The organism is Mycobacterium sp. DL440, assembly GCF_011745145.1.
Lineage (GTDB): Bacteria > Actinomycetota > Actinomycetes > Mycobacteriales > Mycobacteriaceae > Mycobacterium.
Genome location: NZ_CP050191.1, coordinates 5,420,613 through 5,443,628, shown reverse-complemented (window position 1 = coordinate 5,443,628; position 23,016 = coordinate 5,420,613). Strand labels below are relative to the sequence as shown.

Annotated in this window: 23 protein-coding genes; 14 read left to right on the top strand and 9 right to left on the bottom strand. The window is 66.2% G+C overall.

Translation table 11 applies throughout. The features are described 5' to 3' along the window. Positions 1-8: 8 nt before the first annotated feature. Both HBE63_RS26565 and HBE63_RS26560 read left to right on the top strand, forming a co-directional pair. The gene (locus tag HBE63_RS26565) at positions 9-824 is read left to right on the top strand and encodes a dienelactone hydrolase family protein (protein WP_166907684.1); all 816 of its coding nucleotides are present in this window, start codon (positions 9-11) and stop codon (positions 822-824) included. A 146-nt stretch (positions 825-970) separates the two neighbouring features. Then, on the top strand, positions 971-2,674 hold the full coding sequence (locus tag HBE63_RS26560; RefSeq protein ID WP_166907682.1) for an aldehyde dehydrogenase family protein: 1,704 nt from the start codon (positions 971-973) through the stop codon (positions 2,672-2,674). 6 nt (positions 2,675-2,680) lie between these two features. Here HBE63_RS26560 and HBE63_RS26555 read toward each other — a convergent pair whose 3' ends face one another. Next, entirely contained in the window at positions 2,681-3,262 is a 582-nt protein-coding gene (locus tag HBE63_RS26555; RefSeq protein ID WP_166907680.1) for a TetR/AcrR family transcriptional regulator, read from the bottom strand. Positions 3,263-3,402: 140 nt separating this feature from the next. Here HBE63_RS26555 and HBE63_RS26550 point away from each other — a divergent pair, with 140 nt between their 5' ends. The 3 genes from HBE63_RS26550 to HBE63_RS26540 are packed head-to-tail and all read left to right on the top strand — an operon-like array spanning position 3,403 to position 7,006. Further along, a complete protein-coding gene (locus HBE63_RS26550; protein WP_166907678.1) occupies positions 3,403-3,627 on the top strand; it encodes a class I SAM-dependent methyltransferase in 225 nt (74 codons plus the stop codon). Positions 3,628-3,674: 47 nt separating this feature from the next. Next, positions 3,675-4,103 (top strand): MmpS family protein, encoded by a 429-nt coding sequence (locus HBE63_RS26545; protein WP_166907676.1) that lies wholly within the window; start codon positions 3,675-3,677, stop codon positions 4,101-4,103. Then, entirely contained in the window at positions 4,100-7,006 is a 2,907-nt protein-coding gene (locus HBE63_RS26540) for an RND family transporter (RefSeq protein WP_166907674.1), read from the top strand. The genes HBE63_RS26545 and HBE63_RS26540 overlap by 4 nt, the downstream gene beginning before the upstream one ends. A gap of 93 nt (positions 7,007-7,099) precedes the next feature. Here the strand turns inward: HBE63_RS26540 and HBE63_RS26535 are convergent, their stop codons facing one another. Genes HBE63_RS26535 through HBE63_RS26515 form a run of 5 tightly spaced genes read right to left on the bottom strand, consistent with a single transcriptional unit; the run spans position 7,100 to position 10,821 of the window. Further along, entirely contained in the window at positions 7,100-7,756 is a 657-nt protein-coding gene (locus HBE63_RS26535; protein WP_166907672.1) for an O-methyltransferase, read from the bottom strand. Positions 7,757-7,778: 22 nt separating this feature from the next. Next, entirely contained in the window at positions 7,779-8,249 is a 471-nt protein-coding gene (locus HBE63_RS26530; protein ID WP_166907670.1) for a TIGR04338 family metallohydrolase, read from the bottom strand. Continuing rightward, a complete protein-coding gene (locus tag HBE63_RS26525) occupies positions 8,246-8,989 on the bottom strand; it encodes a DUF2786 domain-containing protein (protein ID WP_166907668.1) in 744 nt (247 codons plus the stop codon). Before HBE63_RS26525 ends, HBE63_RS26530 begins: the two co-directional genes overlap by 4 nt. A gap of 9 nt (positions 8,990-8,998) precedes the next feature. After that, positions 8,999-9,985: a hypothetical protein gene (locus tag HBE63_RS26520; RefSeq protein ID WP_166907666.1), complete on the bottom strand. Its 987-nt coding sequence runs from the start codon at positions 9,983-9,985 to the stop codon at positions 8,999-9,001. Further along, positions 9,982-10,821 (bottom strand): alpha/beta hydrolase, encoded by an 840-nt coding sequence (locus HBE63_RS26515; protein WP_166907664.1) that lies wholly within the window; start codon positions 10,819-10,821, stop codon positions 9,982-9,984. Before HBE63_RS26515 ends, HBE63_RS26520 begins: the two co-directional genes overlap by 4 nt. A 44-nt stretch (positions 10,822-10,865) precedes the next feature. Here HBE63_RS26515 and HBE63_RS26510 point away from each other — a divergent pair, with 44 nt between their 5' ends. Then, positions 10,866-11,891 carry a sigma-70 family RNA polymerase sigma factor gene (locus HBE63_RS26510; protein WP_166907662.1) on the top strand — a complete coding sequence of 342 codons (1,026 nt, stop codon included), beginning with the start codon at positions 10,866-10,868 and terminating at the stop codon, positions 11,889-11,891. A 41-nt stretch (positions 11,892-11,932) separates the two neighbouring features. Here HBE63_RS26510 and HBE63_RS26505 read toward each other — a convergent pair whose 3' ends face one another. Continuing rightward, a complete protein-coding gene (locus HBE63_RS26505) occupies positions 11,933-12,424 on the bottom strand; it encodes a VOC family protein (RefSeq protein WP_166907660.1) in 492 nt (163 codons plus the stop codon). A gap of 175 nt (positions 12,425-12,599) precedes the next feature. On the opposite strand from HBE63_RS26505, the gene HBE63_RS26500 reads away from it, so the two are divergent. Further along, complete coding sequence (locus HBE63_RS26500; protein ID WP_166907658.1) at positions 12,600-13,724, top strand: NDMA-dependent alcohol dehydrogenase; 1,125 nt, start codon at positions 12,600-12,602, stop codon at positions 13,722-13,724. Positions 13,725-13,803: 79 nt separating this feature from the next. On the opposite strand, the gene HBE63_RS26495 is transcribed toward HBE63_RS26500, so the two are convergent. Beyond that, positions 13,804-14,676: a type IV toxin-antitoxin system AbiEi family antitoxin domain-containing protein gene (locus tag HBE63_RS26495; RefSeq protein ID WP_166907656.1), complete on the bottom strand. Its 873-nt coding sequence runs from the start codon at positions 14,674-14,676 to the stop codon at positions 13,804-13,806. Between the two features lie 133 nt (positions 14,677-14,809). Next, the gene (locus HBE63_RS26490) at positions 14,810-15,586 is read right to left on the bottom strand and encodes an SDR family NAD(P)-dependent oxidoreductase (RefSeq protein ID WP_166907654.1); all 777 of its coding nucleotides are present in this window, start codon (positions 15,584-15,586) and stop codon (positions 14,810-14,812) included. Between the two features lie 72 nt (positions 15,587-15,658). Between HBE63_RS26490 and HBE63_RS26485 the strand changes: the two genes are divergently transcribed. The 7 genes from HBE63_RS26485 to HBE63_RS26455 all read left to right on the top strand — a co-directional run bounded on the left by HBE63_RS26485 (position 15,659) and on the right by HBE63_RS26455 (position 23,014). Continuing rightward, complete coding sequence (locus HBE63_RS26485) at positions 15,659-16,372, top strand: pirin-like bicupin family protein (protein WP_166907652.1); 714 nt, start codon at positions 15,659-15,661, stop codon at positions 16,370-16,372. Continuing rightward, positions 16,350-17,591 carry a sorbosone dehydrogenase family protein gene (locus HBE63_RS26480; protein WP_166907650.1) on the top strand — a complete coding sequence of 414 codons (1,242 nt, stop codon included), beginning with the start codon at positions 16,350-16,352 and terminating at the stop codon, positions 17,589-17,591. The genes HBE63_RS26485 and HBE63_RS26480 overlap by 23 nt, the downstream gene beginning before the upstream one ends. Positions 17,592-17,606: 15 nt before the next feature. Further along, complete coding sequence (locus HBE63_RS26475) at positions 17,607-18,041, top strand: helix-turn-helix transcriptional regulator (RefSeq protein ID WP_166907648.1); 435 nt, start codon at positions 17,607-17,609, stop codon at positions 18,039-18,041. 5 nt (positions 18,042-18,046) lie between these two features. Continuing rightward, positions 18,047-18,457: a VOC family protein gene (locus HBE63_RS26470; protein ID WP_166907646.1), complete on the top strand. Its 411-nt coding sequence runs from the start codon at positions 18,047-18,049 to the stop codon at positions 18,455-18,457. 3 nt (positions 18,458-18,460) lie between these two features. After that, on the top strand, positions 18,461-20,836 hold the full coding sequence (locus tag HBE63_RS26465) for an excinuclease ABC subunit UvrA (protein WP_166907644.1): 2,376 nt from the start codon (positions 18,461-18,463) through the stop codon (positions 20,834-20,836). A gap of 303 nt (positions 20,837-21,139) precedes the next feature. Continuing rightward, on the top strand, positions 21,140-21,871 hold the full coding sequence (locus tag HBE63_RS26460) for a TMEM165/GDT1 family protein (RefSeq protein WP_166907642.1): 732 nt from the start codon (positions 21,140-21,142) through the stop codon (positions 21,869-21,871). A gap of 45 nt (positions 21,872-21,916) precedes the next feature. Then, a complete protein-coding gene (locus HBE63_RS26455) occupies positions 21,917-23,014 on the top strand; it encodes a phosphodiester glycosidase family protein (RefSeq protein ID WP_371814823.1) in 1,098 nt (365 codons plus the stop codon). Positions 23,015-23,016: the final 2 nt, after the last annotated feature.

Sequence of the window (23,016 nt, the reverse complement as noted above, 5' to 3'; positions counted from 1 at the left end):
GGCCACCCATGACCGATGCCGATCTCAGCGACTTCCAGCAGGTCGCGTTCACCGCCGATGGCAAGACCCGCAATACCTTTCGGCTGGGGCACGGTCCCGCCGTGATCGTGATGGCAGAGTTCCCCGGGATCTCTCCACAGGTGTTCGACTTCGCCCGCCGCGTCGCCCGGATCGGATGCACGGCCGTGGTGCCGCATCTGTACGGCAACCCTGGCCGCGACCCGAGTCCGGAGGCGCATGGTCTGCCCGCGGCATTGGCCAACATCGCAAGCCAGGTCGGCCCGGTGTGCGTCAGCCGGGAGTTCGTGGTGCTGGCCACCGGTCGTACCTCTCCCGTCGTGCATTGGCTGCGTGCGCTGGCCGCACATGAACACGAGCGGTGCGGCGGTCCCGGCGTGGGTGCGGTGGGCATGTGCTTCACCGGCGGGTTCGCCTTGGCGATGGCCGTGGACGACCGGCTGGTCGCACCGGTGCTGTCCCAACCGGGGCTGCCGCTCGGGTTCACCCGCAGCCAGAGATGTTCGATCGATGTCTCGCCGGCCGACCTGGATCGGATCAAAAAGCGTTGCGCTGATGGACTGTCGGTGATGGGGCTACGCTTCCGCGGTGATCGGCGGTCACCGGCCGAACGCTTTGAGTTTCTGCGCGGTCAACTCGGCGATGCGTTCATCGCGATCGAACTCGACGACGCCGCGGCGAACCCGGACGGCACGCTGAGCCCGCACTCGGTGCTCACCGAGCACCTCATCGACCAGCCCGGCGAACCAACCTACGTTGCGCTGCACCAGGTGCTGGACTTCCTGCGTGCGCGGCTCATCCCATAGCCCTCAGGCGCCACCGAACGCGGCACCCATCGTCGACCACCTACGCCTCGGCCGAAGCCCCGGCCAAACGGGACCGGACCACTCGGTTCGAGCAGTACGCTGCCATCACGACGCATTGGTCCGATTCGACAAGAGCGCGAGCTGAGATGACCGAAACGCAGATCGACGAGGCCCTCGAGGAACTCGTCGAAGGTGAAAAGACCTGGGCTTCCCTGTCATTGGCGGCCCGACGCGGACTACTCGACGAGGTGCGCGCACTGACCGCGCGTCACGCCGCCGAATGGGTGGACGCCGCCGTCGGGATCAAACAACTCGACCCGTCCTCGCCGCTGGTCGGCGAGGAATGGATGTCCGGCCCGTACTCACTGGCGGCCGCCCTCGGCGCGCTGTCGGAGAGCCTGGCCAAGCTCGAAACGGGCCGTAGCCCGCTCGACGGCGCCAAGTTCGGTTACGCCCCGGGCGGCCGCACGACGGTAAAGGCCTTGCCGCTCAATACCTTCGATCAGCTGCTGTTGTCCGGGTTCAGTGCCGAGGTGTGGCTGCAGCCCGGAATCGAGAAAGCCGAGGCAATCCGGGCGGCCGGCCTGGCCCAACACGACCCGTCCCGCACCAACGGCGTGGGCGCAGTGCTGGGCGCGGGCAACATCTTCTCGATCGCGCCGCTGGACACCATTTACGAGCTGTTCGCCAACAACCGGGTGGTGGCCCTCAAGCTCAACCCGATCACCGATCCGCTGCTGCCCGTGCTGACCAAGGTGTTGGCTCCGTTCATCGCCGTCGGCGCGGTGCGCATCCTGACCGGCGACGCCGAGGCCGGCACATATCTGGTGCGACACAAGCTCGTCGACCATGTGCACATGACTGGTAGCGCCCTGACCCACGACGCCATCGTGTTCGGTACCGGAGAAGAGGGCACCCGACGCAAGGCCGCCGACGAGCCGGTGCTCGGCAAGGAGATGACCGCCGAGCTCGGCGGGGTGTCTCCGACAATCGTGCTGCCCGGCACCTGGAGCAAGGCCGACATCGAGTTCCAGGCCAATCACGTTGCCACGCAACGCCTGCACAACAATGGCTACAACTGCGTCGCCGCGCAGGTGGTGGTGCTGCCCAAGCGATGGGCGCAGCGCGACGAGTTCATCGCCGCCATCCGCAAGGCCGTCAACGACGCTCCGGCGCGGGCCGCCTACTACCCCGGTTCCGACGTCAGGGTCGCGAGCGCGGACACGTCGTATCCGGACGCGCAGCACCTGGGCTCCGGCGGCGCCCGGGTCCTGGTGGTCGATCCGGCGGACCGCGAAGCGCTGTTGCGCACCGAATACTTCGGTCCGGTGCTCGGCGTGATCGAGCTCGACACAGAAGACGACAGTTCCGGTGAACGATTCTTCAGCGAGGCCGTGCGCGTCGTCAACGACGAGTTCGTCGGCACCCTCGGGGTCAACATCATCGCCCACCCGAACACCCTCGCGAGCCTCCGCGACAAGTTCGACCACCTCGTCGAGCAGTTGCGCTACGGCACCATCGCGATCAACGCCTGGACCGGCGTCGGCTACCTGACGCCGACGGCCACCTGGGGAGCCTTTCCCGGACACAAGCGCAACGACATCCAGAGCGGAACCGGCGTGGTGCACAACGCTTTTCTGCTCGACCGACCGGAACGCACAGTGGTCCGCGGCCCGTTCCGGCCCGCGCCGCGTTCGGTCTTCGGCGGCGAGTGGTCGCTGTCGCCGAAGCCGCCGTGGTTCGTCAACAACCGCACCGCGGCGACGACGGGCCGGCTGCTGGTGGACTTCGCCGCGGCGCCGGGCTGGGGCAAGCTGCCCGCGATCTTCGCGTCGGCACTGCGGGGTTAGGTGGGGTCAGCCGGAGACGACGGGTGTCGCCGGTACTGGCAACAACCGTTGCGCGCAGTCCAGCAACACCCGGTGCAACTCGTCGTCCGAGACGTCGCTCAGCGCGGGATCGGTGGCGCTGCCGTAGACACCCGAGGCGAGCACCGACATGCAGATTCGGCCGGCGGCGTCGGGCTCGGGCCCGAGCAGGATCCCGGTGAGCCGTTCGATCGTGTCCTGAAGGTCTTCCCGGCTGTGCACCAGGCCATCGATGACGGGGTCGCCGTGGAACACCGCGGTGACCCGCCGGTGCCGTACGGCCATCTCGACCATGCCGCTGACCGCGGCCTCGCGCCGGGCCTCGGGAGTGGACATCGCCTCGGCGATGCGGACCAGTCGGATCATGTCGTCGAAGACGGGCTGGATGACGGCCAGCGCGATCTCGTCCTTGGAATGGAACTGGTAGTAGACCGCCGCCTTGCTGACGCCGAGGCGGTCGGCGATCATCTGCAGCGACGTACCGTTGACGCCGTGCTCTGCGAACAGGCTCAGCGCCGCCTCCAGCACCCGCTCGCGGGCAAAGCCACGCGGCGCAACAGCCTTCGCCACACCCGTCCCTTCGTCGCGCTGAGCGTACCGAACGCGGCCCAGATCACAGCGTCAATAGCCAAACTAACTTGATTGAAGTTAGCCGACTGTATAAGTTTCACTTTACATCCGGCAAGGAGTCCTGCGGGGGAGGAGTGTTGATGCCAAATACGTGCGTGTCACAGCCGGCAGACCGTCTCGACCGTCCCGACGCCTTGGCCGGCACCGCATCCACGACCGCCGTGCGCGGCGTCCCCGCCGACATCAGCGGCAACTTGCCCGCCGCACTGTCCCGGGCGGGATTCGACGCCGACCGGAGCACCCTGTGGAGCGTGGAAGGCGTACTACCCTTTGCTCACCAAATGGCAATGGAGCTTCGCAGCTAACCAGTACGTGACTGCGTACCTGACCTCCGAAAGGCCGACCAGCGAATATGAAGCTGTTGCGACGGTTCTGGATTCCGTTGATCATCATCGTGGTGGTGTTGGTCGGCGGGTTCACGGTGATGCGGGTGCGCACGTTCTTCGGCGCAGGCGACGGCTCCGGCATCTCCAGCGCGAAGGTCGATGACACCAAGCCCTTCGACCCCAAAGTCGTGGTCTACGAGATCTACGGCGTGCCCGGTGCGACGGCAGACGTGAACTACCTCGATCTCGACGCCCAGCCCCAGCGCATCGACGGGGTCACCCTGCCCTGGACGCTGCGCCTGGAATCCACCGCACCATCGGTGTTCCCCAACATCGTCGCGCAGGGCAACGGCGACACGATCAGCTGCCGCATCACCGTCGATGACGAGCTCAAGGACGAGAGAACTTCCAACGGCGTGAACGCCCAGACCTTCTGCTTGGTGAAATCTGCATGAGCAATTACGACACCCCGACCGACTCGATCCCGGTCAGCGGTCCACAGCACGCCCAGCCCGCCGAGCATGGCGGGCTCGCCAAGTGGATCCGACGGCTGGCCATCCCGATCATCCTCGGCTGGATCGCCGTCATTGCTGTCCTCAACGTGATCGTTCCCCAGCTCGAAGAGGTCGGGAAGATGCGCTCGGTGTCGATGACGCCGGACGACGCGCCGTCGATGATCGCCATGAAGCGGGTCGGCGAGGTGTTCCAGGAGTTCAAGTCCAACAGCTCGGTCATGGTCGTGCTGGAAAGCGACAAGCCGCTGGGCGACGACGCGCACAAGTACTACGACGAGATCGTCGCCAAGCTCGAGGCCGACAAGAAACACATCGAGCACGTCCAGGATTTCTGGGGCGACCCGCTGACCGCGTCCGGCGCCCAGAGCTCCGACGGCCTGTCGGCCTACGTGCAGGTTTACACCGCCGGTAACCAGGGCGAGGCGCTGGCCAACGAATCGGTGGAAGCCACCGAACACATCGTCCAGAGCGTCACGGCGCCGCCCGGCCTCAAGGCCTACGTGACCGGCCCGGCGGCGATGGCGGCCGATCAGGAGATCGCCGGTAACCGCAGCCTCGAGATGATCACCGCCCTGACCTTCGTGGTCATCATCATCATGCTGCTGTCGGTCTACCGCTCCGTCGTGACCGTGCTCCTCACCCTGTTCATGGTGATGTTGTCACTGTCGGCCGCCCGCGGTCTGGTCGCCTTCCTGGGCTACTACAACATCATCGGCCTCTCGACATTCGCCACGAACCTGTTGGTGATGCTGGCCATCGCGGCGTCCACGGACTACGCGATCTTCCTGATAGGCCGATATCAAGAGGCCAGAAGTGTCGGTGAAGACCGGGAGCAGGCCTACTACACGATGTTCCACGGCACCGCCCACGTCATCCTGGGTTCGGGCCTGACCATCGCCGGCGCCACGTTCTGCCTGCACTTCACCCGCCTGCCGTACTTCCAGTCACTGGGTATCCCCCTGGCCATCGGCATGGTCATGGTGGTGCTCGTCGCGCTGTCCCTGGGCTCGGCGATCATCTCCGTGGCCACCAAGTTCGGCAAGACACTGGAACCCAAGCGGGCGATGCGCACCCGCGGCTGGCGCAAGATCGGTGCCGCCGTGGTCCGCTGGCCGGGGCCGATCCTGATCGCCACCATCGCCATCTCGCTGGTCGGCCTGTTGACCCTGCCCGGGTACAAGACCAACTACAACGACCGCAAGTACCTCCCGGCGGATCTGCCGGCCAACACCGGGTACGCCGCTGCCGACCGGCATTTCTCGCCGGCCCGGATGAACCCCGAGTTGCTGCTCATCGAAAGCGATCACGATCTGCGCAACTCGGCGGACTTCCTGGTGATCGAGCGGATCGCCAAACGCATCGTCGGTGTGCCGGGTGTCTCCCGGGTTCAGGCCATCACGCGCCCGCAGGGATCGCCGATCGAGCACACCTCGATCCCGTTCAACATCAGCATGCAGGGCACGACCCAGACCATGAATCAGAAGTACATGCAGGACCGCATGAAGGACATGCTCAAGCAGGCCGACGACATGCAGGTCACCATCGACACGATGACCAAGATGATCGCGCTCATGGAACAGATGCGCGACGTCATGGGCAGCATGGTCGGCAAGATGCACGGAATGGTCGACGACATCAAGGAATTGCGCGACCACATCTCGGATTTCGACGATTTCTTCCGGCCGATCCGCAACTACCTGTACTGGGAACCGCACTGCTACAACATCCCAATGTGCTGGTCGATCCGGTCGGTGTTCGACACCCTTGACGGCATCGACACCATGACAGCGGATTTCGAGCAGATCGTCCCTGACATGGACAAGATGAATGCGTTGATCCCGGTGATGATCGCGAACATGCAGCCGATGATCACGACCATGCAGACGATGAAGACCATGATGCTGACCATGCAGGCCACCAACGCCGGCATGCAGGATCAGCAGGCCGCCGCGTCGGACAATTCGACCGCCATGGGTCAGGCCTTCGACGCCGCCAAGAACGACGACTCGTTCTATCTGCCGCCGGAAGCCTTCGAGAATCCGGACTTCAAGCGCGGCATGAAGATGTTTCTGTCCCCCGACGGGCACGCAGTGCGGTTCATCATCAGCCATGAGGGCGATCCGATGAGCCCCGAAGGGGTCGCTCACGTCGAGCCCATCAAGCTGGCCGCCAAGGAAGCCATCAAGGGCACCCCGCTGGAGGGTTCCAAGATCTACCTCGGCGGCACCGCAGCCATGTTCAAGGACATGCAGGAAGGCGCCAACTACGACCTGCTGATCGCCGGAATCGCCTCGCTGTGCCTGATTTTCATCATCATGCTGATCCTCACCCGAAGCATGGTCGCTGCCGCGGTCATCGTCGGCACCGTGGTGCTGTCCCTCGGCGCATCATTCGGCCTGTCGGTGCTCATCTGGCAGCACCTGATCGGGCTGGAGCTGCACTGGATGGTGCTGGCCATGTCGGTGATCATCCTGTTGGCCGTGGGTGCGGACTACAACCTGCTGCTGGTGTCCCGGTTCAAAGAGGAGATACATGCCGGGCTGAACACCGGCATCATCCGCGCCATGGGCGGCACCGGGTCGGTGGTCACCTCGGCGGGCCTGGTGTTCGCATTCACCATGATGTCGATGGCGGTCAGCGAGCTGGCCGTGATCGGTCAGGTGGGCACCACGATCGGTCTGGGTCTGCTGTTCGACACCCTGGTCATCCGCTCGTTCATGACCCCGTCGATCGCGGCACTGATGGGCAAGTGGTTCTGGTGGCCGCAGATGGTGCGTCAGCGGCCCAAGCCCGAGCCGTGGCCGAAGCCGATCCAGCGCGAGCCGCAGGACTCCCTGGCCTGATTTCCGCGAGCGTGCGCGTCTGCTGGTCGACACACCGACAAACACCAGCAGATTGCGCACGCTCGTCGCGTTTGAGAACGACGATTTCGCGGTTTACCTGACGAGCGCGACGGCGAAGCCATCCCAGCCCTTGGCGCCCACGGTCTGTATCGCGGCGACGTCGAGCCGCGGATGGTTACCCATCATCTCGAGCATCTCGCGCACGCCGCGCGCCTGTGCGTCGTCCGCGGCCGGCGCCAGCACCCGGCCCATCCGGGTGACGTTGTCCACCACGATGATCGAGCCCGGTCGGCCCAGTTTGATTGCCCACTCGACGTACCCGACGTTGTTCTCCTTGTCGGCGTCGATGAAGGCGAGGTCGAACACGTCACCGCGCTCGGCCAGCCGGGGCAGCGTGTCGAGCGCGGCACCGACGATCACCTCGACGCGATCGGCGACGCCGGCCCGCACCAGATTGGCCTGTGCCACCTCGGCGTGACGGGGCTCGTACTCGAGCGTGACGACGCCGCCGTCCGGTCCGGCGCCGCGGGCCAGGTTGATGGTGCTGTAGCCGGCGAGTGTGCCGATCTCGAGCACCCGTCGCGCTCCGGAGATCGTGGCCAGCAGCGACAACAGCTTGCCGTGTTGAGCCGAGACCTCGATTGCGGGCATGTCGTTGTCCTGCGCGGATTGGCGCGCCGCGGCCAGCGCCTCGTCCTCGGTGCACAGCACCTCGTTGAACATGAGGTCGACATCGCGGGGTTCGGTCATGAGCGCCAGGCTAGCCGCAGATTCAGACCACGCCTTCTTTGGCATACACCATCCGCAGCACCAGCCCGACCTCCGGCCCCATGACCGCCGTGCACAGGTCGATATGGGTTGCGACGAAGTCCGGTCCATGCGGCGGGGCCGCATGGCTCAGGTGATGGGCAAGTTCATGCAGTACCACCAGCTCTCGCAGCGCCCAGGTGTCGCGTTCGGGGACGGCGATGACGGCCTTGCCGTCGATCAGCTCGTAATGCGCCGCGGTGGCTCCCCGCCGGGCACGGACGGTCAGCGGTTGTGCACCGATGCGGTCGACGACGTCGTCGACGTAGCGCTGTACCGAATCGACGGATCCGAACTTCGCCTCCGGCGGCAGGGTGAGCGACGTGCCGAAGAAGTCGATGGCGCGCGAACTGTGTTGTGCCGCACGGTCGAACATCGTCCGCACGAACTGCTCCGCGGCATAGACGCGGGCCCGCTGGCTGTCGCGTGTGCTCACTTCTCCAGCGCGCCGCGGGCGCCGGAGATTTCCTGACTCGCCCCCAGACGGGCGTGGCGACCGGCGCGGTCCCCGGCCCGGCGGGCGGCCGACGAGTACCCGGCTGACGCACTCGTCGCCCGCCAGGTCCCGCGGGCCTGCGATGCCTCGCGGTAGAAGCTGCGTAGCTCGATATCCTTGTCCCGCAATGCGATAGCAGTGCCAGGGCGGTCGGCCGCGTCGGCCTCACGTTGGGCTTCCTCGCGGGCCTGGGTCAGGCGCTCGCCGATACGGGCGCCGAAGGCCAACTGGAAGTTGAGCCGGGCGGTGATCGTCGAGGTCGGGCGATGCGCGCCCGAGGCGATGTAGCCCTCCGACGCTTTGACCATCTGCAGCAGCAGGCTGGTGTACAGGGCGTGGGTGGCGTCGATGTCCTCGGCGAACCCGTAGGCGTAGACGAAGGTCGAGTTGGACGCCACATCACATTTCACGTCGTTGGCCATCCCGATGACCACGAACAGTTGCACATAGGTGCGCAACCCCTTGGTTCCGGCCGCACCGACGGTGATGGTGCGTTGCACAGGCATCTGCGCCTTGGTGCGCTCGGCCGAATGCGCGCGGGCCAGGGCCAGGTCGATCGAGGTGGCCGTGGCCAGCCGCTGTGCGGCGGCCATGAACGCCTCGGCCTCGTGGAGGTTGTCGGTCCCCTCCGCCTGACGCAGCAGTGCGGCGATACGCGCCAGCATCTTGTCGTCGGTCACGCGACAAACCTAGCCATCGGCCCCGACAAACTTTGTGATTGCCTGCACCACCTGGGGTGACAATGCTCCGGGCTTGCCGTAGTTGGCGATGCTGTCGGTGGGATCGTCACGCAGCACGTGATTGACGCCCTTGAGCTCGACCACCGTGAGCGCGGTGTGCTTGAGCGCGCCGATCAGCGGACGCTCGGTCTCGCAGCCGGCCTGGGCGTCGGAGTCCGAGCAGGTGAGCAGCACCGGCATGCCGTCGGGCAGCGCGGCGGCCAGCTGCAGCGGGTCGATCTTGTCGGCTTCGACGATGGCGTTGAGGTTGTCCTTGTTGACGATCGCGCTCAGGCCCTCGGGGAGATCGGCGGGCACGGTTCCTTTGGTGCGGATCTCGTCCACAGCGGCCAGCCAGGCGGTCAGCACCTCGGGGGTGGCGCCGGCGCGCACCCGGTTGGTGATGATGTCCAGGTAGCGGCCGGACAGCGGTTGAAACAGAGCCAACGAGTGGACCTTCGGATCAGCGGCACCGCCGAGGGTCATGGCGTGGATGGCGCCCTCGCCCACCGCGTAGATCGACAGCTTGGCCGCGTCGGTGTCGGGCTGTGAGGCCAGGAAGCGCAGCGCGGCGGCCGCGCCGGAGGTGTAGACACCGCTGACCACCTCGGTGGGTTTCTTCTCGTACGGGCCGAGCTTGGTGGCGCCGGTGCCGATCTTGTCGTACCGCAGGGTGGCGACGCCCTTGTCCGACAATGTTTCTGCGAGCTGGCGCATGTTACCTATCGGCCCGACGACCTTATTGTCGCCGTTGCGGTCGGTGGGTCCGCTTTCGGAGATCAGCAGCGCTGCCGGGCCCTTCGTGTCCGCGTGCCGGTACGTCCCGTGGGTGGTGAGTCCATCGGCGTCGAAGGTGACGTCGGTGTCAGTCCACGTCGGCTGCTGATCCCCCGACTCCTTCGCACCGCAACCCGCGACCAGCAACACCGAAAGCAGTGCCACCACAAGCTTTCTCACAGGTGCGTCTCGATCCAGGCCGTCACGTCGTCGAGGACCAGCCCCTTCTCGGGCTCGTTGAACACCTCGTGGAACAGACCCGGGTACACCTTGAGGTGCACATCCTCCGAGGCCACACATTCGACAAGGCGGTGGCTGCCCTCGACGGACACCAGGCTGTCCTTCTCACCGTGCACCACCAGCAGCGGCGCGGTCAGGGCCGAGGCCCGCTGCGGCATGGTCTCCCCCACGATGATCAGCGCCCGGGCAATGCCCGCCGGGACCTTGCCGTGCCACACCAGCGGATCGGCCTTGTAGGCCGCCACCACCTCGGGGTCGCGGGACACCGCGTTGGCGTCGAGGTTCTCCACCGGCAGCCCGGGCGCGATCTTGCCGAGTGCCTTGGCCACGACCGCCAGTACCGACGACACCGATGCCTGTGCGGCCACCGCGGGCCCGGACAGCACCATCGCGGTGTATTCGTCGGGATATTCGACGCCGTAGCTGAACACGATGCCGCCGCCCATGCTGTGCCCCAGCACGAGGCGTGGGAGCCGCGGGTACTCGGCGGAGGCGATACCGACCAGTGTGTGGAAGTCGCCCACGTACTCGGACATGTCGCGCAGGTACACCCGCTTGCCGCCGGAACGGCCGTGACCGCGATGGTCCAGGGCGTAGACCACCAGCCCGGCGTCCCCGAACCGCTGCGCGACGTGGTGGTAACGGCCGGCATGCTCACCCAGGCCGTGGGAGAGGACGACGACGCCGCGCGGTGCGGTGTCGGGCGTCCATACGTCATAGACGATGCGGACCCCGCCGACGCCGTCAAAGGTCTGCTCACTGCGGGTGCTGGTCACCCTGGCGAGCGTAGCCGCACTGGTCGGACAATTTCCGGTCGTAGTTGTCGGGGGTGCTGCGTAAGCTCGCGAATGTGACGGTCCTCGCTCACCGCCTCGATGACGACAGTCCCGCCGATGCATTCCTGGCCGATGCCCAGCGCTACCGCCGTGAGCTGCTGGCCCACTGCTATCGGATGACCGGCTCGTTGCACGATGCCGAGGATCTGGTGCAGGAAACCTACCTGCGCGCCTGGAAGGCCTACGGGGGTTTCGAGGGCAAGTCCTCGGTGCGCACCTGGTTGTATCGCATCGCCACCAATACCTGCCTGACAGCGTTGGAGGGCAGGCAACGCCGTCCGCTGCCGTCGGGCCTGGGGAATCCGAGTTCGTCGCCCACCGACGAGATTTCCGAGCACCACGAGATCCCGTGGTTGCAGCCGCTCCCCGATTCCACCGACGACCCGGCGGATCCCGGCACGATCGTGGGGACCCGCGATTCGGTGCGGCTGGCGTTCGTCGCGGCACTGCAGCATCTGTCAGCCCGCCAGCGCGCGGTGCTGGTGATGCGCGAGGTGCTGCAGTGGAAGGCCGCCGAGGTTGCCGGCGCCATCGGAACATCGACAGCGGCGGTCAACAGCCTGCTACAGCGTGCCCGAGCCCAGCTCGACGCGGTGGGCCCCAGCCAGGACGATGCGATCGACCCGCCGGATTCCACGCACGCACAGAACCTGCTGCGCAATTACATGGCTGCCTTCGAGGCCTACGACATCGACAAGCTCGTCGAGCTGTTCACCGCCGAGGCCATCTGGGAGATGCCGCCGTTCGATACCTGGTATCAGGGGCCACAGGCCATCGGCGACCTGTCCCGCTACAAGTGCCCGGCCGAGAAGGCCGGGGACATGCGGTTCATCGCGACGAGCGCCAATGGCCAGCCCGCGGCGGCGATGTACCTGCTGAATCACGAGACGGGCCGGCACGCTGCCTTTCAGCTGCATGTCCTCGACGTCGGCCAGGACGGCATCTCGCATGTGGTGGCGTTCATGGAGCCCTCGCTGTTCGAGAAGTTCGGGCTGCCGTCAGAGCTCTGAGCAGTGGCACAAGTGGCCAGTTATGCCACGCGGCGCCCACATCAGGCGCCTCGGTAGGCCGCCTGCAGCTCGGCGATGTTGAACTTGCCGACGGTCTTCAGCACCGCCGACATCAACCGGCCGTTGGCAGCGTCATCACCCTTGGCCAGCAGGTCGAAGTACTCGGCCGGGGTGATCTGCCAGGCCAGCCCGTACTTGTCCTTGAGCCAGCCGCAGGGCAATTCCTCGCCGCCCTCGACGAGTGCCGCCCAGATCTGATCGAGCTGCTCCTGGCCGGTGACGCGTACTTCCAGGGAGACGGCCTCGGTGAAGTGGAAGTGCGGGCCACCGTTGATGCCGACGAAGCGCTGCCCGGAGAGCTCGAACTCGACCACCACCGGCACATCCTGCGGAGACGGCGAATCCGGATGCGAGGCGATGGTGTTGACGACGCGGCCGTTGCCGCCGAATGCGGCGATGTAGTGCTGCGCGGCCTGCTCGGCCTCCCGGTCGAACCAGAGGTTGGGGACGATGCTTGCGCTGATGTGGGTCATGTCGAGGTAGACCCGCCGCGATTGCGCTTCTCATCGTCGAGGTGGCCAGTTGGGCCACGCGTCAGCGCTGACACGTGTCACACTCAGCCACTCGACAACGAAATCAAGCTTTAATAGCCGCAGGTCAGATACCGGTTACCCAGTGGTACTGCAACCTGTTCTATTATCGCCTCTCATGAAGACCAAAGGCGCCCTGCTGTGGGAACTCAACTCGCCATTCAAGGTCGACGAGATCGACCTCGGTGACCCTGTCGCCGACGAAGTACAGATCCGGATGCACGCCGCGGGCATGTGCCATTCCGACTACCACTTGACCACCGGTGCCACTCCGATGGCGCTGCCCGCGCTCGGCGGCCACGAGGGCGCCGGCATCGTCACCAAGGTCGGCAAGAACGTCACCGGCATCGAAGAGGGTGACCACGTCATCCTCGCCTTCATCCCGGCCTGTGGTGAATGCCCGCCGTGTCTGAAGGGCTTCCGCTCGCTCTGTGACCGCGGCGCCGTGTTGCTCGGCGGCAAGGCCATCGCCGACGGCACCAACCGCATCACCGCCGGTGGTCGTGAGGTGTCGCCGATGAACCTGCTCGGCACCTTCGCGCCGTACATGACCGTGCACAAGGATTCGGTCGTCAAGATCGACAAGGACATCCCCTTCGAGACCGCCGCCATCATGGGCTGCGCGGTGCCCACCGGCTTCGGCTCGGCCACCAACGTCGCCGACGTCAAGCCCGGCGAGACCGTCGTCGTCGTCGGTGTCGGCGGCATCGGCATGAGCGCCCTGCAGGGTGCGGTGATCTCGGGCGCCAAGCATGTCATCGCGATCGACCCGAACGAGTGGAAGCGCGAGCAGGCCATCAAGTTCGGCGCCACGCACGTCTACCCGTCGATGGCCGAGGCCGTCGCGCCGGTGATGGAGACGACGTGGGGTCTGATGGCGGACAAGGTCATCATCGCCGTCGGCGATATGAAGGGCGAGTACATCGAAGAGGCGATGATCCTCACCGCCAAGACCGGCACCTGCGTGGTGACGGGCATGGGCTCGATCATGGACGCCGACGTGAAGCTCAACCTGTTCCTGTTCACCATGTTGCAGAAGACGTTGAAGGGCAACATCTTCGGCGGTGGTAACTCGCACGTCGAGACGCCTCGCCTGACCGCGCTGTACAAGTCGGGCCTGCTCAACATCGACGACATGATCACGCGGACCTACAAGCTCGAAGACATCAACCAGGGCTACCAGGACATGTTGGACGGCAACAACATTCGCGGCGTCATCAAGTTCGACGAGTCGGACTGGTAAGTCACTTCCCTGCGCGAGCAGACATAAACCCGTACCTTTTCGCCCGAATTGGTACGGGTTTACGTCTGTTCGCGGGAGGTCATGCGGCGCGGTCAAATGCCCGGTAGATCCGGGCGCACAGTTCGTCTCCGTGCCGCCGCACGTCGTCGACCACGGCGGGCACGCTGACCCATCCGGCCTCGTGCAGCCGCGCGGATTTCATCCGATCATGCTTGAACGCATCAGGATTCGCATGCCAGTCGACACTGTCGTATTCTGCTGCCACCCGACGTTCCGGCCAGGCAAAGTCCACCCGCCACAGCTTTCCGTGTAGATCACGAATCTCGTATTGCAACTCCGGAGTGGGCAGGCCCCAATCGAGGAAGACCAGCCGCATCTCGGATTCCATCGGCGACTCGGCCCTGGCATCTGCGTGGGGCAACAGCTCACGTACTTTGACGACACCTCGACGACCGCGCTGCTCCTTGAGTGCCGCCTCGAGGTCGGCAATCGTGCAGGTCTCGCTGCGCAGTGCGGCGTCGAGCGTGGCCAACGCACGCGGCCGGCGCAACACCCGAGCCATCTCGACGGCAGTCCACCCCGGCGCCGTCAGCAGTCGGCCGTTGACCTTCTTCAACGGAGCACCAATTCGCTGATGCACCATGAGGTTCGGTGACGGCCGCATACGCACACCCGGGTCGAGGATATGTATGCGGTCGTCGGGGTCGGTGTCAAAGCCATAGATCTGCGCCGCGGTATGCATGCACGCGACGATCGGCAGGCCGGCCAGCAGATCGAGTGCGCGAAGTCGGCAAGCTGCGTCAGGCCGGTGCGACGAGTACACACCGTGCCAGACACGGAACAACGTGCCGGCCCGCACGCGGCTGGTGAGGGTTTTGTCGGTGATCGCAGCGAGCAATTGCTGCGTGGTGGCAATTCCGCCGTGGACAGCGAACACCTCGTCGACCCCCATGGCGTTCGATGCTCGCGGCCGCAACGCGATACCACCACCATCGGGCCATTTGCCCTGTGGATAACCCCGCCAACAGACGCAAACCCGTACCTTTTCGGGCGAAAAAGTACGGGTTTGTGTCTGTTCGCGAGGGTTACTTGGGTGGCATCCGGATGCCGCCGTCGACGCGGACGACCTCGGCGTTCATGTACGAGTTGGTCAGCAGCTCGACGACCATGGAGGCCAGCTCGTCGGGCTTGCCGAGGCGGTGCGGGAACAGCACCGACTCGCCGAGCTTGGCCTTGAATGCCTCCGACGCCTCGCCCTCGCCGTAGATCGGGGTGTCGATCAGGCCGGGGGCCACAGTGTTGACACGGATGCCCACAGCGGACAGATCGCGTGCCACCGGCAGGGTCAGGCCGACCACACCGCCCTTGGACGACGAGTAGGCCGCCTGGCCGATCTGGCCGTCGAACGCCGCGACGCTGGTCATGTTGACGATCGCACCGCGCTCGCCGGTTTCGCTGAGCTCGTTCTTGCTCATCTGGGTGGCTGCGATGCGGATGCAGTCGAAGGTGCCGACCAGGTTGATGTCGAGCACCTTCTTGTACAGGCCGAGGTCGTGAGCCGAGGAGAACTCCCCGTCCTTGCCGATGGTGCGCTGGGCCCAGCCGACACCGGCCGAGTTCACCAGGGCGCGCAGCGGGCCGAGGTCCGCGGCGGTCTTGACCGCATCGATGATCTGGTCGGTGTTGGTGACGTCGACGGTGACGAAGACGCCGCCGATCTCGTGGGCGAGGGCCTCGCCCTTGTCCGCCTGCAGGTCAGCCACGACAACGCGGGCTCCCTTGGCAGCCAACTGGCGGGCAGTCGCCGCGCCGATACCTGATGCGCCACCGGTGACGATGGCGCTTGCTCCGTTGAGTTCCACGCCCAACACACTAGGCCCCGGCCCAACCCGATCCACCGGTTGGTCAGCTACGGTCCTCGGTAGGCTGGCACCATGCCTGCCACGGTCGACATCCGCCGCGCCGGGGACCGCGGCGCCAGCACAACCGACTGGCTGAATTCACGGCACTCCTTCTCGTTCGCCGACTACTACGACCCGGACAACACCCATCACGGCCTGTTGCTGGTGAACAACGACGACATCGTGGCGCCCGCCGCTGGATTCGACACCCACCCGCACCGGGACATGGAAATCGTCACCTGGGTGTTGTCGGGTCAGTTGGCGCACGCAGACTCGATGGGCAACTCCGGGGTGATCTACCCGGGCCTGGCCCAGCGGATGTCGGCGGGCACCGGCGTGCAGCATTCCGAGAAGAACGGATCTGCCAGTGAGCCCGTGCATTTCGTACAGATGTGGGTGCTACCCGATACGGCCGGAGTGACGCCGAGCTATCAGCAGCAGGAGATCGAGTTGGCCGGCACGCTGACCCCGATCGCCTCCGGGGCCATCGACGCGGCGGTCACGCTGCACAACCGCGATGCCACGCTGTACGGCGCGCGTCTGCAGCCCGGTGATTCGGTCAACCTTCCGCAGACCCGCTACGTCCACCTGTTCGTCGCGCGCGGCACCGTCACGCTGGAGGGATCCGGGCCGCTCGCCGAGGGCGACGCCGTCCGGTTCACCGATTCGGGCGGGCAACGCGTCACGGCCGACACGGCCGCCGAGATCCTGGTCTGGGAGATGAATGCGGGCCTGGGCGGCGCGTAGCGCGATCGCACTGGTCACCGCGGTCACCCTGACCGCGTGTGGGACCGGCCCGAACACCGCGCCAGCACCACCGCCGTCGAGCACGCCGCCTGCCGGGCTGGCAGCGGCACCCCTCCAGGTACCGGAGACTCTTGCGCAAGCCCCACTCGACGAACCTCGCCGGGCCCTGATCCCGAACGGGTGGACCATCGAGGTGATCGCCCGCGTGCCCAAGGCCCGAATGGCCGCGTTCGCGCCGGACGGCGCGTTGCTGGTGTCGGTCCCGGCCACCGGCCAGGTACTGACGGTGCACCCCGACCAGCACACCCTGCTCGACGGGCTGGAGCAGCCGCACGGACTCTTCTTCGCCGGGCCCACGCTGTACGTCGCCGAGAGCAACCGCATCGACGCCTACGACTACGTCGACGGCCGCGCCGTCAACCACCGCACGATCGCCGGTGATCTACCCGACGCCAAGAGTCCCGACCTGCACGGTGCCTATGCCCACGCACTCAAGAGCGTGGTCGTGGGACCCGATGGCGCGGTGTACTTCTCAGTCGGTTCGACGGGCAATGTCTCAGCCGAGGACCGCACCGCCACCCCGCCTCGGGCCACCATCGTGCGGGTGCCACCCGGAGGTGGGCCGGCAGCACCGTTCGCCACCGGGGTGCGCAACGGCACGGGGCTGGCTCTCGCCCCGGACGGCTCGCTGTGGACGGCGGTGAACAATCGTGACAATGTCCCCGATCCGCAGGGCCTGGTCCGGCAGGACTACGTGGACGACCACCCGCCCGAGTCGGTCGCCAAGTTGACGCCGGGACGCGAATTGGGTTGGCCGTACTGCAATCCCGACGGGGCACCGCCGGCCGGGTTCATCCGGGACATGCAGACCAATGCCGACGGCGGCAAGCTGGACTGTGCGGCACTGCCGCCGGTCGAGCAGACCCTCGGTGCGCATTCCGCCCCACTGGGCATGAGCTTCGCCGACCTCCCCGGCTACGGGCCCGGTGCGCTGATCGGGGTACACGGCTCGTGGAACCGACAGTCCCCGCAGGCACCCGAGGTGTCGTTCTTCGGTTGGCACGACGGCACATTGGGCCCGCAACAGACGCTGGTCGGCGGATTCCAGACCGATGACGGCACCCGCTGGGGTCGCCCGGTGGCCGCGGTCGCGGGTCCCGATGGCGCGGTCTACATCACCGACGACTACGCCGGCGCGGTGTACCGACTGGCGCCGTAGCCGTACGATCGCGATGTGGCCGACCAACAGCTGGGCGATCTCAAGCTGCTGCGCCGGGTCCGGGACCGCATCGACCGCGAGTACGCGCAGCCGCTGAACGTCGAAGCGCTGGCCCGCGGGGTCAATATGTCCGCCGGGCACCTCTCGCGCCAGTTCAAGATCGCCTACGGCGAGTCGCCGTATTCCTATCTGATGACCCGTCGTATCGAGCGCGCCATGGCACTGCTGCGCCGCGGCGACATGTCGGTCACCGAGATCTGCTTCGCCGTCGGCTGTTCCTCGCTCGGCACGTTCAGCACCCGGTTCACCGAACTGGTCGGCATCCCGCCCAGCCGCTACCGCGAGCAGACCGCCGCGGTGACCGACGGCCTACCGTCGTGCATGGAGAAGCAGGTGACCAAACCGATCAGGAATCGAGAAGCGCCCGCCACCCGCCTCCACTTAGCGTGAAACCCATGGACATCACAATTCACTCCAGCATGCTGCCGCTCGACGATCCGGAAGAATCCCTCGCGTTCTACCGCGACATCCTCGGCTTCGAGGTCCGCCTCGACGTCGGCAAGGACCGGATGCGTTGGATCACGGTCGGTCCACCGAACCAGCCCGACACATCCGTCGTCCTGTACCCGCCATCGGCCACCCCCGGCCTCACCGACGACGAGCGCCGCATGATCTCCGAGATGATGGCCAAGGGCACCTTCGGCACGCTCCTGCTCGCCACCAAGGACCTCGACAGTACTTTTGAAAAGGTGCAGGCCGGAGACGTCGAGGTGGTCCAGGAACCCACCGAGCAGCCGTACGGTGTGCGTGACTGCGCCCTTCGCGATCCCGCCGGAAACATGGTCCGTATCCAGGAGCTGCCCTAACCGATGACCGCCAAGACCCATCCCGCCGACAGCCACGATCTGATCCGCGTCACCGGTGCCCGGGAGAACAACCTCAAGGACGTCGACATCGAGTTGCCCAAGCGCCGGTTGACGGTGTTCACCGGCGTCTCGGGGTCGGGCAAGAGCTCATTGGTGTTCGACACGATCGCCGCGGAATCCCAGCGGTTGATCAACGAGACCTACAGCGCCTTCGTGCAGGGTTTCATGCCGAACCTGGCCCGCCCCGAGGTCGACGTGCTCGATGGGCTGACCACCGCGATCATCGTGGACCAGCAGCGGATGGGCGCCGACCCGCGCTCCACCGTCGGCACAGCCACCGACACCGGGGCGATGCTGCGCATCCTGTTCAGCCGGCTGGGCGCTCCGCATATCGGTTCGCCACAAGCCTTTTCGTTCAACGTGGCCTCGATCAGCGGGGCCGGCGCGGTGACGCTCGAGAAGGGCGGGCGCACGGTCAAGGAACGTCGTGACTTCAACATCGTCGGCGGGATGTGTCCGCGGTGTGAGGGTCGCGGTGCGGTCAACGACATCGACCTGACCGCGCTGTATGACGACACCAAGTCGCTGAACGAAGGCGCACTGACGATTCCGGGCTTCAGCATGGACGGCTGGTACGGCCGGATCTTCCGGGGGTGCGGCTTCTTCGATACGGACAAGCCGATCAACAAGTTCACCAAGAAGGAACTCGACGCCCTGCTGCACAAGGAAGCGACCAAGCTCAAGGTCGACGGGGTCAACCTGACCTATCTCGGGCTGATCCCCCAGATCCAGAAGTCGTTCCTGGCCAAGGACGTCGAAGCCATGCAACCGCACATCCGCGCTTTCGTGGAGCGCGCGGTCACCTTCACCACCTGCCCGGAGTGTGACGGCACCCGCCTGTCGGGAACCGCGCGCTCGGTGAAGATCAAAGGCGTCAACATCGCCGAGGCGTGCGCGATGCAGATCACCGATCTGGCTGAGTGGCTCGGGACGGTCAAAGACAAATCGGTGACCCCACTGCTGGCCGCATTGCAGCACACTCTGGACTCGTTCGTCGAGATCGGGTTGGGCTATCTGTCCCTGGACCGCCCCGCGGGCACCCTGTCTGGTGGAGAAGCCCAGCGCGTCAAGATGATCCGTCACCTGGGCTCGTCTCTGACCGACGTCACCTACGTCTTCGACGAGCCGACCATCGGCCTGCACCCGCACGACATCGCCCGGATGAACAACCTGCTGTTGGCGCTTCGCGACAAGGGCAACACAGTACTGGTCGTCGAGCACAAGCCCGAGACGATCTCGATCGCCGACCATGTCGTCGACCTGGGTCCCGGCGCCGGATCGGCCGGGGGCGAGGTGGTCTTCGAGGGAAGTGTGGCGGGGCTGCGGGGCAGCGACACCGTCACCGGCCGGCACCTCGGTTACCGTGCGGTCCTGAAGGACGAGGTGCGGAAAACGAACGGCGCGTTGGAGATCCGTGGGGCCGACACCCACAATCTGCGCGACGTGGACGTCGACATCCCGCTGGGCGCGCTGGTGGTGATCACCGGGGTCGCGGGCTCGGGCAAGAGTTCGTTGATCGACGGCTCGGTGGCCGGCCGCGACGGCGTGGTGGTGGTCGATCAGAGCCCGATCCGCGGCTCGCGCCGCAGTAACCCGGCCACCTACACCGGGCTGCTGGAGCCGATCCGTAAGGCGTTCGCGAAGGCCAACGGCGTCAAGCCGGCCCTGTTCAGCTCGAACTCCGAGGGTGCCTGCCCGACATGCAACGGAGCCGGGGTGATCTACACCGATCTCGGAGTGATGGCCACCGTAGAGACCACCTGCGAGGAGTGCGAGGGCAAACGGTTCGGCGCCTCGGTGTTGCAGTACACCCTCGGCGGGCGCGACATCGCCGAGGTACTGGCCATGCCGGTCAGCGAGGCGGAGCGGTTCTTCGCCGACGGCGAAGCGAAAGCTCCTGCGGCACAGAAGATCCTGTCCCGGATGTCCGATGTGGGCCTCGGGTATCTGACGCTCGGGCAGCCACTGACCACGCTGTCCGGCGGGGAGCGGCAGCGGCTGAAGCTGGCTACCCGGCTCGGCGATACCGGAGCCGAGAAGGCCGATACGTACATCCTCGACGAGCCGACCACGGGCCTGCACCTCGCCGACGTCGAGCAGCTGCTCGGCCTGCTGGACCGGTTGGTGGATTCGGGGAAGTCGGTCATCGTGATCGAGCATCACCAGGCCGTCATGACGCATGCCGACTGGATCATCGACCTGGGTCCGGGCGCCGGGCACGACGGCGGTCGCGTGGTCTTCGAGGGCACCCCGACAGACCTGGTCGCCCAGCGGGCCACGCTGACAGGTCAGCACCTCGCCGAATATGTGGGCAACTGAACCAGCATTGTCAGGGAACCCGAACATTCTCGTGTTGATCCCCAAACTTATTGTCGAATAAGCACTTTCGGCGGGGACGGTTTGCGCCGCCCCTGCCGGCGTGCGTATGGTGGATGACAGCGAAGGGGAGTAGCCCCCAATCGGATACTCGACATACTGGCCGCGCAGCGACGTGTTGACGGCCCGGATATCCGAACCGGTCACTGCCCGGTGGGCGAGACCTTCGGCCGTAGACCATTGGTTTGCCGGCCGGAGGCATCTATTTCAGCCCCGAACGGCAGCCAACGACCGAGGAGTTGTTGAGTGCTCGCTGCTCTGCTCTTGAGCTTCGCCGTCATCTTCGTCGCCGAGCTCGGCGACAAGTCGCAGTTGATGGCCATGACCTTTGCACTGCGGTACCGCTGGTGGGTGGTGCTCATCGGCATCACCGCGGCCACCACCGCAGTTCACCTGATCTCCGTCGCGGTCGGTCACTACCTCGGCGCGGCGCTGCCCACACACCTGCTCGGCATCCTCGCCGGTGTGGCGTTCGTGTTCTTCGGGCTGTGGACCCTGCGCGGCGACAAGCTGTCCGATGACGAGGCGACCCGCGCCCAGCGTTCATCCGCGCCGGCCTTCTTCACGGTCACCTCGGCCTTCCTGCTCGCCGAACTCGGCGACAAGACGATGCTCGCGACGATCACGCTGGCCGCCGACAACGACTGGGTGGGGGTGTGGATCGGCTCGACCATCGGCATGGTGGCCGCTGACGCGCTGGCCATCGTGGTCGGGGCGATCGCGGGCAAGCACCTGCCCGAGCGGACGATCCAGTTGGGCGCGGCAGCCCTGTTCGTCATCTTCGGTGTCGCAATGCTGCTGGAGGGCGCGTTCCCGGCGGCCCCGGTGCTGCTGACCACCGCGGGGGCGATTGCGGTGACGGCCCTGGGCGCGGCCGGCCTGCGCGCGCTGCCCGCACATTTGCGGCCGGCAGTGCTCCGCAAGCGCAATGCCGCTGAGCCAGCTAACACCGATCAACCAGGTGCGATCCCGTCTTGATTCAACCGTGACCAGGCTGTTACGTATGTTGACAGAGTTTCCTGTGTGGTTATTGTGTACTTCGTGCCAGGCCTGGCAAAAGTCTTCCAGCGTGCGGTCGCTACTGCGGCCGCCGTTGCCGTCTGCGCAGCGCTAGCCACCACGGGCTCCCCCGTCGCGCGGGCCGAGGACGCCAGGGCAATGCTGCTCGGGGCGATCGCCAATACCAAGGGCGCGTACCTCGTCTACAACTTCGGCGGCCAGTTCGCCGCGCCGTTCCTGTCCGCTGACGGCCGTGCCTACACGCTCAACAACGGCGGCCACCTGATGGCGATGAAGAACGCCTCCGGGCGGCTCAATCCGCGCCTGCTCGTCGACAGCCATCAGGGGTATCAGTCCCGCTGCGAGCGCACTCCCGGTGCACGCACCGGTGAAGGACTGTGGCAGGCGTCGGAAACCTATGCGCCCCTTGCCGCCTGGCAGGTGCTGGGTCAGCCGACCATCGCGGTCAATGCCAACTTCTTCGACGTGCGCGGGCAGCAGGGCGGCTCGTGGCGCGACACCAAGTGCTCATCCCCGCTGGGCGCTTACGTGGACAACACCCGCGGGCAGGGCCGGGCCAACGCCGCGGTCACCGGCACTCTGGCCTATGCCGGCAAGCAAGGCCTGTCCGGCGGGAACGAGCACTGGTCGGCATTGGCCACCATGATCCTTCCGATGGGCGGCGCCCCGTATGTGGTGATGCCCAAGGGGCCCGACGACTATGACTCGGCCTCACCGGTGATCCAGCGCCTGCTCGATCAGAACGCCCGGTTCGTCGCGGTGGCCGGCATCGGGTTGCTCGCGCCCGGCGACACCGGTCAGCTCAACGACAACGGCCCGAGCGCGGCACGCACCGCGGTCGGCTACAACCGGGCCACCGATCAGCTCTACGTCTTCCAGGGCGGCAGCTACACCCCGGACAACATCCAGGATCTTTTCCGCGGACTGGGCGCCGACAACGCGCTGCTGCTCGACGGTGGCGGCTCGTCGGCGATCGTGTTGCGTCGCGACACCGGCGGCATGTGGAGCGGCGCCGGATCACCGCGCGGGAACTGCGATACCCGTCAGGTGCTGTGCGATTCGCGCGAGCGGGCCCTGCCCAGCTGGCTCGCCTTCAATTGAGT

What these genes read in the sequence shown, in the direction of transcription:
- HBE63_RS26545 (WP_166907676.1), top strand. Translation starts at nt 3,675, where the DNA reads ATGAAGCTGTTGCGACGGTTCTGGATTCCGTTGATCATCATCGTGGTG.
- HBE63_RS26565 (WP_166907684.1), top strand. Translation starts at nt 9, where the DNA reads ATGACCGATGCCGATCTCAGCGACTTCCAGCAGGTCGCGTTCACCGCC.
- HBE63_RS26485 (WP_166907652.1), top strand. Translation starts at nt 15,659, where the DNA reads ATGCCTGCCACGGTCGACATCCGCCGCGCCGGGGACCGCGGCGCCAGC.
- HBE63_RS26505 (WP_166907660.1), bottom strand. Translation starts at nt 12,424, where the DNA reads ATGACCCACATCAGCGCAAGCATCGTCCCCAACCTCTGGTTCGACCGG.
- HBE63_RS26465 (WP_166907644.1), top strand. Translation starts at nt 18,461, where the DNA reads ATGACCGCCAAGACCCATCCCGCCGACAGCCACGATCTGATCCGCGTC.
- HBE63_RS26550 (WP_166907678.1), top strand. Translation starts at nt 3,403, where the DNA reads ATGCCAAATACGTGCGTGTCACAGCCGGCAGACCGTCTCGACCGTCCC.
- HBE63_RS26540 (WP_166907674.1), top strand. Translation starts at nt 4,100, where the DNA reads ATGAGCAATTACGACACCCCGACCGACTCGATCCCGGTCAGCGGTCCA.
- HBE63_RS26500 (WP_166907658.1), top strand. Translation starts at nt 12,600, where the DNA reads ATGAAGACCAAAGGCGCCCTGCTGTGGGAACTCAACTCGCCATTCAAG.
- HBE63_RS26495 (WP_166907656.1), bottom strand. Translation starts at nt 14,676, where the DNA reads ATGGGGGTCGACGAGGTGTTCGCTGTCCACGGCGGAATTGCCACCACG.
- HBE63_RS26560 (WP_166907682.1), top strand. Translation starts at nt 971, where the DNA reads ATGACCGAAACGCAGATCGACGAGGCCCTCGAGGAACTCGTCGAAGGT.
- HBE63_RS26535 (WP_166907672.1), bottom strand. Translation starts at nt 7,756, where the DNA reads ATGACCGAACCCCGCGATGTCGACCTCATGTTCAACGAGGTGCTGTGC.
- HBE63_RS26470 (WP_166907646.1), top strand. Translation starts at nt 18,047, where the DNA reads ATGGACATCACAATTCACTCCAGCATGCTGCCGCTCGACGATCCGGAA.
- HBE63_RS26480 (WP_166907650.1), top strand. Translation starts at nt 16,350, where the DNA reads ATGCGGGCCTGGGCGGCGCGTAGCGCGATCGCACTGGTCACCGCGGTC.